We start from the raw sequence: 11,791 nt of genomic DNA, 5'->3' as shown, positions 1-11,791 counted from the left end.
GATAGTCGCGCGGCCAACCTGACAACTCTGCTGCAATGTTGCAGAGCATTTCCAAATCAATTGCGGTCAGAAATCCCGTTCCGTTTGTGCTCTATTGGGGCAAAGGTCCGCGGTCCAACATCGACAAGCCAGACTTCGATTGTCTCAACTATTTGGCTGGCTTCACCCGCCGAATCAGCACAACATATGCACCGGGGGCGGCATTAAGGCTGATTTTCACCGATACCCATGCGGAATTGAACGGACATTCATCACTGAACATACGCCAGTACTTTGATGAGGTTGCGGATGGCGCCCGCGAACGCGGTTTCGAGAGCTGTTGGTTGGGCGACCTCACAAGGGCCGCAGAAGCGGATAGCAAAAGTCCTTTAATCGATGAGATCGTACCGGAGCCGACGTTCCAGCGGCTGCTTGCCAGCGCGATGAAATGGTATCGTGGAAATGGAAGTTGTGAGGAGGGCGCAATAAAATATTACCGGATGAACATGATCGAAAAACGCGCGGTCGAACGTGCATTTCCTGACTCAATCTTTATCACCTTCAATGGAAGCGAATTTCGAGGGCTTTTCCCCCCAAACCTTCCAATTTTCTACATGTATTCGCTTCGCAAAGGGATCAGCATCAAACCCTGGTTCCTCTTCCCAGATACGGACGCCTGCGAACAGCGAGCAAGTTAGTCTCGCATGTTGGAAATGCCGCGCTACGTTGTTGAGATTTATTCTTCCGAGGACGGGCCGCCTTGCGGATATTGTCCGGGTCTAGCTGAGAAGGGCGGCTAGAGCGGGCTTGCAGAGGGCAAGATAGACAGCTGCGGCAAAGTCTCCGCAGACAATCTGCTCATAGGATGATTTGGACTCTTCGGGGAAAGCGAACGCTCGCTGCTCAGTGGGCTCCGGCGTCCAAATGCACTTTCAATAGCGCAGCCCACACGTGTGGCGCAGGATTCCAGAACGGTACGAAGTCGCACTGTCGAAGCGCGTGCCGCTGAGGCCGGAGCGAGCGAGGGCTAGCGCCCCGCCGGCCCGGCGAATTTCGGTCTATTCTCCCTCTTCGTAGAACAGCTCGAGCGGCAGCCCGACCAGCGCCTTGCCGATCCAGTCGCGAGCAATCACATTCGAGGGTCCCATGGCTATGGCTGCCCGTGAGTCGCGGAAGGAGCGCTCGATGGGTCCTTGGTGATAGCCGTAACCTCCCGTAACCGTGAGCGCCGCCGCCGCGACCTTGTTCGCAACCTCGGCTGCATGCACCTTGAACTCGGTCCGAGAAATGAGGATTTCGCTCTGCGGCTTGACGGCTCGCCAGAGCTCATCCAGCCTTGCCGCGAGTTCCACGCGCCACGGCCGCAAGGTCTCGACCAACACCTTGGCTGCACCGAGTTCCTGCCGGATCGCCTGATAGTCCGACAGGCTCTTGTTTCGGTCCTTGTGCACGAAATTCGTGGCGTGCGTGGTGACGGCCTGACGCCAAACGACCTCGCTGAAGACTGGGCTTTTCCAAGAAATGTCGACGCCCGCCAACTCGGGAAGGACGAGCAGATCAACCGGCGCCTTAGCGAGCTCACTTTCCAGCCGGCTTCACATCGCTGTCGCGATGATCGGGAAATTCGCAGGTCGCTACTCGGATGATCGCCGGTCCTCCATGACAGCCAAAGTTGCGCCAAGCGATGCCGGGTTGACCAGTGGCACAAAGTTGACGGCAATGCCTTGGCATCCATATTTGCGTGGGCGCAACACCACTTGGATCAAGACCTGGCGACGACCTCCTCGCTTCCCGCGCTGGAATGAGCCGCCGCACTTTCATCCGGCGATTCGAGGAGGCAACCGGCATGTCGCCCGGTGATTGGTTGACGCAGGCACGCGTGTCGCGGGCCCGCGAACTCCTCGAGGCGACGCAGCTCCCAATCGAGGGTATCGCGGTCGAGACCGGCTTCGGCTCGGCTGAGGCGCTGAGACATCATTTCAGACAGAGAATCGGTACTAGCCCCATGCGTTATCGTGCGGCCTTTCAGTTACCTGCGCGAGCGGGAGCCGAAAATTGCTGAGCAGCATATGGCGGTTAAAATCGCTAAGCGCGAGCTTCAGGACGGTCGCCTGCCCCTGTTGTCGATTGGCCAAAATGCCAAAGCTAGTGTTTGAAGCAAGCTGGCTACCGTCGCCAGTATCCATGTCGGTTTGGCCGTCCCAGCAGCTCGGCGTCGCGGTCGCGCTGCGGGTTGGGCGTGGTCAGCAGCACGTCCCTGATAAACATCGAGTTGGCATCGGCAAGGAAGCAGAGTGCCTGCAATTCATCAGTCATGTACTGACGTGCGGCAGAGAGCCGGACCACGCTTTGTGGCATCATGATGCGCGCCACCGCAACGAGGCGCACCACATCGATGGGATCCGGCCGTTCCGCGGTTACGTTGACCGGGACGCCCCTTGACTTCATTCCAAAGATTGATGGAAACACTCTCCGGGTGAACGGTCATGTTGGCGAGCAGCACTAGCATGCGGAGCCGGTCGGTAGCCTGCTCGCCCATTCCGATGATGCCGCTACAGCAGACCTTGATGCCGGCTGCGCGACACGCGGTCCAGCGTGTCGATGCGGTCCTGTGCAATCACGGGAATGGATGTTGTGCAGGCAGTATCAGAAGTTCGCGGTCCGCAACTACACCGCGCCTCCCTCCTCAGGCACCCCCACGGGCTGGTGCCGCACCACCTGACGGGCGTGGCAGCCATCTGGCGAGCCCTGCTTTGACAACAACACTATCCAGCGACATCCTTCTTGGGTGCGCATCAATGAATGAGACAACCGGCAGCCTTCCAAAAAATGCCGCTGCCGGATTTCTCCAACAGCGGCCTAAGTCTTGGGAGAAAGCAGACGAGCCGGTCTGCCAGCGGAGCCGAGCAACAAAACAGAATCTCAATCGTGGTCGCCCATTGACACTGCCGACCTCTTTCCGCTCGCATTGCGGAACGATTCGACTTCGACTTTGCGCATTGGAACGTCATCAAACGGTTCGAGATACGGAGTGAAGTCCTGCTTCCAATCGCCATTCTTCCAAATGAACTCGCCTGGGTCATTGGGGCACGACGCAGCATCGGGGTAACCTTGGGTAAATAGACCAGGCGACCTCGAGAGGCGACCGGACGAAGATCGTGAGAACCTCGCGGCCTACGCAGATAACGGTTTCAACCTATCGAGGCCGGACACTTGGCTTGTCAACCAGCAAATAAAAAAATTCGATCCCAGCATCCGAAAAATGTGAGACACAATTTGCAATTATCGTGCGTTTTCTGACCAACGGCCAAACAACGGAGATAGAGAGATCAGAGGCTCACGAGATGAGCACCAGTTGTGCTTGCCAAACCATGCACAGAAAACTTGAGACCTCCTGATTTTTGAAATACGTATTGCGGTCACCGTAGATCGAAAATCGACGAGGCAATGCTGCCTGCCTAGCAAGCTCTCTCACAGGGAGAGGAGCGTGCGCGATAATTCCGACGAGGATAAGGACTGATTACTAGAGTCGCTTCGTCTTTCGCCACGATGCATCGCGCTTTGCCGGAGGCTGTGGATTATGCGTCAGGTCCTCAACGACTTGATGCGATTTATCGTAAGGGTCGTTCATGATCGCGAGTCTCACTGTTGTCCTCCTCTGCCAACTCATCGGCGAGGTCATTGTGCAAGGTCTGAGCTTACCGTTGCCAGGGCCTGTGCTTGGTCTCCTCCTCTTGCTGATCACGCTGCTTGCCCGCGACCGCTTCGTGATGATGGCCCGAGGACCGTTTCGGGATAATAGCGTGGAGAATGTCAGCAAGGGACTGTTGACTCACCTGTCGCTCCTTTTTGTGCCAGCCGGCGTTGGGGTCGTGCAGAAACTTGATCTGCTCGCTGCGCATGGCATAGGCATCATTTGCATTCTTATGGTGTCGGTGACTGTGACCTTGCTCGCGACCGTGCTGACGTTCCAGATTGTCAGTCGCTTCACAAGCCGAGAGGACGCTCGATGAAGGAAGATCCGTTTTCGCTCTGGGTCTATCTGTCGCAATCCCCCTTACTTTGGCTGACAATCACTTTGCTGGTCTACGCAATAACCGACGCGGTATCAGTTGCAACGCGCCGTCATCCACTCGGCAACCCTGTGTTGCATGCGATGTGGATCATCGGCTTGTTTCTGCTTCTGACGGGTACCTCCTACACAACCTACTTCGCTGGTGCGCAGTTCGTACATTTTCTGCTGGGGCCTGCAACCGTCGCGCTCGCCGTGCCTCTCTATGAAAATCGCAAGCTGGTCACCGCGGCGATCGTTCCGATGCTGGCCGCCCTGGTTGCCGGCTCCGTTACAGCTGTCACATCTGTGGTCCTTCTTGCCGAGGCCGCCGGGCTTCCCCTCGAAACTATCCTGTCTCTTGCGCCGAAGTCACTCACGGCCGGCGTTGCAATGGGAATCAGCGAATCGCTACATGCGGATCCGTCGGTGACTGCTGTCGCAGTCATTCTCACTGGTATCATGGGCGCCATCATCGTGACCCCCTTGATGAACTGGACAGGCATCATCGATTTTCGGGCTCGAGGCTTTGCCGCAGGCATCGCGGCGCACGGCATCGGCACCGCACGCGCTTTCCAGGTTGATGAGATCGCTGGTGTGTTCTCAAGCCTTGGCATGGGCCTGAATGCCCTTGTGACATCCTTCCTGGTGCCGTTCGCAGTAACGGTATTGATAAAATGATGCGCGAGACCTCTCGCCGCTATTGGACTCTGCATCGACGAAGAATGTCCAGAGACGAACCGCTTCGCCAGTAGCACCTTCATAGCCATCGTTTACGTTCCGAGATGTCCATGGGCGCTGTTCGGACACCACTCGCATTCCCATAAAACAAGATAAAGCCTGAAAGGGAAGCCTGTGCAAGGAAGCCGCCCAATTGACTCGCTCAATACCGGAACAGATCCCGTCTACTTGATGAAGGCAAGCCGTGATCGATCGAGCGTGACTGTCACGGCCAGGATGACGATAAGGCCCGTCACCATGATCTGGATGTAGGTATGCACCCCTGCGATGTTTAAGCCATTTTGCAGAACGGCAATCACCAACACCCCGATTAGCGTTCGATGCACGCCTCCTGAACCGCCTGAAAGAGCGGTGCCGCCCATGACCACAGCTGCGATCGCCTGAAGCAAAAGGTCATCCCCCATCCGGGCGGTTCCGGTCGAGGTTCGCGCGACAAGCAGCAAGCCTGCAATTCCGCAGAGCATTCCGGATGCGACGAACGCGATTGCTTTCGTGCGAAGAACATCGATGCCCGAAAGCCGAGCCGTCACTCCTCCCCCGCCAATTGCAAACAGAGATCGCCCGAAATGGCTTCTCGCACCGATAAAAGAGGCGACCGCAAATATCAGAAGCGCCAGAATTCCCGAGTTTGGAATGCGCCCGATCATTGCACCGGATGCGACCCATGTGAGATCCGGACTGCGAAAAAACACGTTCACACCGCCACTGATCCAGGTGGAAATGCCCCCAATGATGGTCATGGTGCTGAGGGTGGCGACAAAGGACGGGATCCGCAGGCGCAGCACCAAAATGGCGTTGAAAAGGCCGCAAAGCGCCCCGATGACGGAAGCAGCAAACAGGATCGCAGCGGCGCTGAACCCGAAATCCCGGATCAGAACTGCCGAGGAGATTGCCACGAAGGTCACGATCGCGCCGACGGAAAGGTCGATTGCTCCCATGAGAATGACAAAGGTGATGCCGGTCGCCACGATGAGCAGGATGGAGGACTGTCTCATCAGATTGAAAAGGTTTATCCAGCTCAGGAAGCGAGGATTGATGGCTGTGAAAACGATGACCATCGTCAGCAGCAGAAGCGCGGGGCCACCTGGATTTATGATCGCGCGGTGACGCTGAACAAACTGCCTCGCGATCTCCATTGTAGCCTCGAGTCGCAATCTCGATCTACGCGCCTTTGTCTCAGACCATGTGCCTGACAAGTTCCTGCTCCGTCGGTTTATCATTGGCAGGCGCGTCCCGCTCGAACTGGATCTCGCCATCGCGCATCACCAGAATCCGGTTTGACAGACCGATGAGCTCGAGCAAATCGTCCGATATCAGAAGAATGGCTGCTCCCTGGTCCGTCAGATCCCTGAGGACACTGTAGATCTCCTCTTTTGCGCCGACATCAACACCACGGGTAGGATTGTCGAGCACCAGAACCTGTACCCCTCGCGCCAGCCATTTTGCCAGCACGACCTTCTGCTGGTTTCCGCCGGAGAGGAATTGGCAGAGTTGCGTCGGCCCGCTGCATCGAATCCGTAAGCCATTGACGTGCTTCTGCGCTAAAGACCGTTCTCGCGCTGCCGATATGATTCCAGTCAGCCGGGAGACGAGGGGCAGCGAAGCCAGAGAAATGTTCGCTTCGACTGACATGTAAGGTACGATGCCTTCGGTCTTTCGTTCCTTGGGGACGAAGCCTACGCCATTTGCGATGGCGGCCTTGCCACGCCTCCGAAGGGGCAGGACTTTTCCGTTCACCTCGACGGTGCCGGCTGCCGGAAACGGATCAAATCCGACAACTGCCCTTCCAACGGCCTCTTTGCCGCATCCAACCAGTCCGCCAAGTCCGACGATCTCGCCTTTTCGAACATCGAAACTGACGTTCCTGACGTTATCGCCCTCAAGCCCATTCGCCGAAATCACAATCGGCGCTTCGGTGACGTCCAGCTGGCGCTTTTCCTTGAAGTACTCCTCATCCCGGATTCGCCCCACCATCGCCATGTGGAGGTTCTGCTCGGAAATCCGTTCTCCGGCAAACTCACCCACGTTTCGACCATCTTTGAAAACATAGATGCGATCGCACAGCTCTATGTATTCGGAAAGCCTGTGAGTGATAAGAACGAAGGATGCGCGCGCACGGAATTGGCGGATCGAGTCGAAGAGAAGCCTGACTTCGCGCTCACCGATGGCCGCGGTCGGTTCGTCAAGCAGGATGATAGGGTGGTCAATGTGGAAGTACTCAGCCAATGCAAAGGCTTTGGCAATCTCGATCATCTGCCGGTCGTGGAAGGCGTAGTCACTCGTCCGCCGACGTGGGTCGATGTGCGCAAGACCCAAGTCTTTCAGATGCCGTTCGCTGTGGGCAATCATCGCTTTTCGATCAACGAGGGCCAGCCGGTTGGTAAAATTGACTTCGAGCGACAGAAAGATATTTTCATAGACGGAAAGGCTGGGAATAAGGGCCTGCTCCTGGAACACCATCGAGATCCCGGCCTCGACGGCCTGGGTGTAACGGAGGGGCTTGAACGGTTTACCGAATAACTCCATCTCGCCCCCATTCGGGGAATGGATGCCAGCGATCATTTTGAGGGTCGTGGATTTTCCCGCCCCATTTTCACCTGCGATGCCGACAATCTCGTTTGGAAAAATCTGAAGATCAACTCCTTCCACGACCCAATTGCCGTTAAAGCTCTTGGATCCGCCTCGCATCGCGAAGATTGGATTGCGTACTGCCGTCATCTCACGTCCTCCGCGCTCACACGCTTCGTGTTGAGGAGAACAGCGAACAGTATGACGACCCCCTGGATGATCGCCTGCAGATGAGGCGCGAGCGCAAGCGTGTTCAGACCATTCGAAAGAGTCGTCGTGAAAAGCACCCCAAGAATCGTCAGGCGCACGTTGCCGAATCCTCCGGTGATCGCAGTACCGCCGACGACCACCGCGGTAATGGTGTCCAGAGTCATGAAGCTGCCCATTGTCGCTGTGGCGGATCCAAGACGCGCGGCCAATAACGCTCCGGCAACCCCCCCCAGGAGGCCGGACAACGCAAACGCCTGTATTTTGATCGTATTGACCTTCACTCCAACAAGAGCGGCTGTTTGCTCGTCACTTCCAAGTGCAAGCGTCATACGGCCAAACCGAGTGCGCGCCCCTAGAACGACTGCAGCCATATAGATGACGAGGGAAATCAGGACCGCATTGGGAATCACATTCAGCCATGCGCCCTGAGCGATGTCGATCACGGCGGCATCAGTTACCGTCAGCGAACGGCCATCAGAGACAAAGAGGACGGCACCCGAGAGAGTCGTTGCGGTTGCAAGCGTCACCAGGATGGAGGGGATCCTGAGGTAGACGTAGACGAGCCCGTTGATCACACCACAGGACAGGCCCACCAGACAAACAATGGGAATTGCCCAGAAACCGAAGTCCGGCGCCATCCGCGCAACCAGCATGCCACAGAAGCTCGCGATCGCTCCGATCGAAAGGTCAATGGAGCCCATCAAAATGACGAAAGTCGCACCGACCGATGCAACCAAGAGGACAGAACTGGATAGCTCAATCGCCCTCAGGTTTCCCACGGTCAAAAATGAGGGGGCCGCCAAGCCGATGGCCGCGCATGCGACAGCAAACACCGAAATGGTTACGATGCGCCGCGCTAGCTCGCCATCCCCACGCCCGACCTGCCATGCCTGCAACATTTTGCGATCCGATTGAGCATTTCTTGGAGGGATGCCTCCCTCGAGAAGGGAGGCATCCAGGCGCATTTTACTCGGGAATTCGCTGCTTGTAGTGGTCCTTATACTCCGCCGTCAGCTTCCCCACACAACCCGCGTCGAAGGCTTCCTGATATGGCTTCGGAAGGTTGTAACCGGCGGGCATACGGCTTCCCCAATAGGTCTTCACGTCGATCGGCCAGACGTAGTTTTGAGGGTCCCAATCGTTGGGATGGAGCGCGCGCGACATTTTCTTCCAGTCGAAGGGCAGCTTTTCCCCTGCAAGAAACGCCTGATACTTGTCGACATTCGCAGCCGTAATCAGCGTCGCCCCCGTGTACATCATGCGTTCGCACGGACTCGGCTTGAACCCCTTGGAGGCGTCGTACGCCCGCACAAGTGCGAAACCGGCCTGCCACTGTGGCGTAAAGCCCATGGTAGCAAGAATTCGGCCCTCCTTCACCAGCTTCAGGGTTTCGCCGTTGCCGTCAAGCCCTGTGATCGGGATGTGCATACCAGCATCTTCAACGGCCTGCATGGCTCCGAGTGCGATCGAGTCGTTCTGACCGAATACCGCATCGATCTTGGAATGTGCCACCAGCAGGTCTTCCATGACCTTGCGGGAGTCGACCTGGTTCCATTTTCCTGGCTGGCGGGCGACGACCTTGATGTTCGGGTATCCAGCGAGGGCCTTTTCGAAGCCTGCGGTTCTGGCGATGTCCGCATCGACCCCGGGAAAGCCTGTGATATGAACGACGTTGCCTTTTCCGCCGATCTTGTCGAAAAGCAGCTTTGCTATTCTATAGCTGTTGTCGACGTCGTCCGGCGTGAAGAAGGTCGCGAAGGCATAGTTGTCGGTCCCACCGTCCAAAGGATGAAAGCCCGGCAGAGATTCCCAGACAGCAACGTGCACTGCTCCTGCCTTTTTCGCCATCTCGACGATGGGCTTGATGTTTGCAGCGACCAGATTCTCGCCGAATGTAATTTTGACGCCCGCCGCGAACTGAGCTTCGTAGATTTCGATTTGCTTGGCGGCATCACCCTTTCCCGAAAGGATGCGGTAATTCAAACCGAGCGCTTTCGCCGCCTGCTCGGCACCTTGCGACCAGTTGTTGAAATACTCGTTCTCCAGCGTGGAGACCTCGGACAGGACATCCTCGGCCCTTGCGGCTGTAAACGACGCCAACAGAGCGGCTGTTGCAAAAACGTAGGCAGACAAGTTGCGCATTAGTTCCCTCCTCTACTCGTTTCAAACCTCGATCGTCTCTCAAAGAGTCCGCAATCCGCGTGCAGGCGCCGTCATCTCTCGATATCGCGTTTGGCGTGAGAAAATTGACGAGTCATCTCTTACGCCGCGTGCTCGCACGCGCGACTTTCCCTCGTCACATCTAAGGTTGTGGTATTGATCATGGCGGGACAGCTTCGGCGTCACCCGTCCCATTGCTTCTACATTTGTTTCCAGTCGCCAATCTGCTCGAACGCATGCGCCGCCCTATAGATGGTCGTCTCCTCGAAGTGACGACCAACAAGCATCAAACCCACTGGCAGGCCATCCACCATTCCGCAGGGCAGCGACATAGCGGGATGGTGCGTGAAGTTGAACGGAGCGGTATTGGTGAACATCTCAGTCGCGCGCGCGATATAGTCCTCTCGGCTGACATCCTGCGGAGGAAGCTGGGTCGCCTTCATCGGCGTCGTTGGCATTAGAAGAAGATCGTAATCCTTAAGCGTGTTGTCGTATGCCGCCCTCAGGCGGCGAGATATGTTGACCGCCTTGCCGTAAAATCGCGGCCCATAATTGTTATTGATGAATGTGCCGAGCATCAGGAACAGCTTCGCCTGCTCGGACAGGGAATTCGCTTTCCGCCGCCAGCCGCGATGAAAGTCCATGAGCGACAGTGAAAAGAGGTCCGATCGGCTGGTACCATAGCCGTCGCCGAACATCATGGTCTGTGTCGCGCCCTCGGTACCGATCGGCGTCCAGATTGCGGCTCCCTGGAGGTGCATCGGCACTGACACTGTCTCTACCGAGGCGCCGAGATCTTTGAAGCGCTTGGCCGCTTCACGAACGCTTCTGTTGACAGTCGCCTCCGCTCCGGGTTGCTCAAAGCCCTCCTTCAGAACGCCGATCTTCAATCCACTGATACTTTGGCCGAGCGCTTTGGTGTAGTCTTCGACCTTCGGCGCCTTGATGCGCGGATCGTAACCGTCGTCTCCAGCAATCACTTCAAGCAACAATGCGTTGTCGGCGACTGTTGCGGTCATCGGACCGGTGTGATCCAGCGTCATTTCATTGGGCATGATGCCGGTATAGGGGACCAAGCCCCAAGTCGGCTTCATGCCGTAGATTCCGCAAAAGGACGAGGGCATGCGTATTGAACCGCCCTGATCGCCGCCGATCGCCATATCGACTTCGCCAAGGGCAACGACAACCCCGGAGCCCGAAGACGAGCCTCCTGCGGAGTAGCCCATCTTGTGAGGATTGTGCACGGGTCCGAGCGCACCGGTATGGCTGCCGCCGGATGTGCAAAAGCATTCGCAGTGGACTTTGCCTGCAATTTCGGCGCCCGCGTCCAACATCCGACTGACAATGGTCGCATCGATATCAGGAACAAATCCTTCGAGCGTCGCCGAGCCGTTCATCATGGGCACCCCGGCGAGCATGATGTTGTCTTTCAGCGCGACTGTCTTTCCCTTGAGCTTCCCACTAGGCGCCCCCAGCACCCTCGTCTTTCGATACCAGGCGTTGTGCGGGTTCTCCTCGGCTCTCGGCTGATATCCCGGCGTGCGAGGATACTTCACCGCAGGCAATTCGTCGGGAACGGCGTCGACATAGTTGTAGGCTTCAAGCGCCCCCTTGATAAGGCCGCGGAAGGAGACAAGGTCTTCATCGGAAAGTGAAAGACCGCATTGCCCTGCGACATCTCGCAACTGCGCTGGTGTAGGCGGGACGATTGACACTGGGCTTTCCTCCTCGAGGTGGGCTATTCGTATGTGTGAGGCCGCTCTGCGGTGGCTCGTCACTAACATTTCAAGAAAATATGCTTGGTGCAGCCGAGTCACCGAGCCCGCGCTCAGAACTGGGTAATTTTGAGTAATTCATCCTACAAAAATCGCCGAAAAAAGAAGCAATTTATGCGGGAATAATGCGCATTCAGCGCGACAATCATTAGTCCTACCGGGGAATAGATCATTTGTGTACTAACACAGCGAACTGGTGGCACCGAGATTTGGCTCTCGCGTTTACAATCCAGAAGCTGTCGGAATAGAAGCGATCCAAGATCACCGCGACAGGTAGCCAACCACGCTCGCTCAAGAGCCGTGGATT

9 protein-coding genes and 1 pseudogene are annotated in these 11,791 nt (G+C 56.8%); 3 read left to right on the top strand and 7 right to left on the bottom strand.

Features of this window, described 5'->3' with window-relative positions:
* Positions 1–35: 35 nt before the first annotated feature.
* Complete coding sequence (locus I6F16_RS35100) at positions 36–677, top strand: hypothetical protein (protein ID WP_225174466.1); 642 nt, start codon at positions 36–38, stop codon at positions 675–677.
* Positions 678–1,037: 360 nt separating this feature from the next.
* On the opposite strand, the gene I6F16_RS35095 is transcribed toward I6F16_RS35100, so the two are convergent.
* Together I6F16_RS35095 and I6F16_RS35085 are read right to left on the bottom strand one after the other, a co-directional pair.
* Entirely contained in the window at positions 1,038–1,517 is a 480-nt protein-coding gene (locus tag I6F16_RS35095) for an acyl-CoA dehydrogenase family protein (protein WP_225174465.1), read from the bottom strand.
* A 628-nt stretch (positions 1,518–2,145) separates the two neighbouring features.
* Positions 2,146–2,591 (bottom strand): annotated as a pseudogene (locus I6F16_RS35085) (biotin synthase); the annotation flags it as partial.
* Positions 2,592–3,608: 1,017 nt separating this feature from the next.
* Between I6F16_RS35085 and I6F16_RS35080 the strand changes: the two are divergent.
* Both I6F16_RS35080 and I6F16_RS35075 read left to right on the top strand, forming a co-directional pair.
* Positions 3,609–3,992, top strand: coding sequence for a CidA/LrgA family protein (locus tag I6F16_RS35080; RefSeq protein ID WP_225174463.1), 384 nt, complete (start codon positions 3,609–3,611; stop codon positions 3,990–3,992).
* Positions 3,989–4,711, top strand: a complete 723-nt coding sequence (locus I6F16_RS35075; protein WP_225174462.1) for an LrgB family protein — start codon at positions 3,989–3,991, stop codon at positions 4,709–4,711. Before I6F16_RS35080 ends, I6F16_RS35075 begins: the two co-directional genes overlap by 4 nt.
* Positions 4,712–4,935: 224 nt before the next feature.
* Here I6F16_RS35075 and I6F16_RS35070 read toward each other — a convergent pair whose 3' ends face one another.
* The 5 genes from I6F16_RS35070 to I6F16_RS35050 all read right to left on the bottom strand — a co-directional run bounded on the left by I6F16_RS35070 (position 4,936) and on the right by I6F16_RS35050 (position 11,424).
* Positions 4,936–5,907: an ABC transporter permease gene (locus tag I6F16_RS35070; protein WP_225133353.1), complete on the bottom strand. Its 972-nt coding sequence runs from the start codon at positions 5,905–5,907 to the stop codon at positions 4,936–4,938.
* Positions 5,908–5,947: 40 nt separating this feature from the next.
* Entirely contained in the window at positions 5,948–7,489 is a 1,542-nt protein-coding gene (locus tag I6F16_RS35065; RefSeq protein WP_051056927.1) for a sugar ABC transporter ATP-binding protein, read from the bottom strand.
* Complete coding sequence (locus I6F16_RS35060; RefSeq protein ID WP_225174461.1) at positions 7,486–8,448, bottom strand: ABC transporter permease; 963 nt, start codon at positions 8,446–8,448, stop codon at positions 7,486–7,488. Before I6F16_RS35060 ends, I6F16_RS35065 begins: the two co-directional genes overlap by 4 nt.
* 67 nt (positions 8,449–8,515) lie before the next feature.
* Positions 8,516–9,691 (bottom strand): sugar ABC transporter substrate-binding protein, encoded by a 1,176-nt coding sequence (locus I6F16_RS35055; RefSeq protein WP_036008276.1) that lies wholly within the window; start codon positions 9,689–9,691, stop codon positions 8,516–8,518.
* A 218-nt stretch (positions 9,692–9,909) separates the two neighbouring features.
* Positions 9,910–11,424 (bottom strand): amidase, encoded by a 1,515-nt coding sequence (locus tag I6F16_RS35050; RefSeq protein WP_036008338.1) that lies wholly within the window; start codon positions 11,422–11,424, stop codon positions 9,910–9,912.
* Between the last annotated feature and the right edge of the window lie 367 nt (positions 11,425–11,791).

It is taken from the genome of Bradyrhizobium sp. IC4060 (assembly GCF_020193715.1).
Lineage (GTDB): Bacteria > Pseudomonadota > Alphaproteobacteria > Rhizobiales > Xanthobacteraceae > Bradyrhizobium > Bradyrhizobium yuanmingense.
Note: the sequence above shows the minus strand (reverse complement) of the source record. Positions and strands in the feature narration are given on the sequence as shown.

What these genes read in the sequence shown, in the direction of transcription:
- I6F16_RS35100 (WP_225174466.1), top strand. Translation starts at nt 36, where the DNA reads ATGTTGCAGAGCATTTCCAAATCAATTGCGGTCAGAAATCCCGTTCCG.
- I6F16_RS35080 (WP_225174463.1), top strand. Translation starts at nt 3,609, where the DNA reads ATGATCGCGAGTCTCACTGTTGTCCTCCTCTGCCAACTCATCGGCGAG.
- I6F16_RS35075 (WP_225174462.1), top strand. Translation starts at nt 3,989, where the DNA reads ATGAAGGAAGATCCGTTTTCGCTCTGGGTCTATCTGTCGCAATCCCCC.
- I6F16_RS35070 (WP_225133353.1), bottom strand. Translation starts at nt 5,907, where the DNA reads ATGGAGATCGCGAGGCAGTTTGTTCAGCGTCACCGCGCGATCATAAAT.
- I6F16_RS35065 (WP_051056927.1), bottom strand. Translation starts at nt 7,489, where the DNA reads ATGACGGCAGTACGCAATCCAATCTTCGCGATGCGAGGCGGATCCAAG.
- I6F16_RS35060 (WP_225174461.1), bottom strand. Translation starts at nt 8,448, where the DNA reads ATGTTGCAGGCATGGCAGGTCGGGCGTGGGGATGGCGAGCTAGCGCGG.
- I6F16_RS35055 (WP_036008276.1), bottom strand. Translation starts at nt 9,691, where the DNA reads ATGCGCAACTTGTCTGCCTACGTTTTTGCAACAGCCGCTCTGTTGGCG.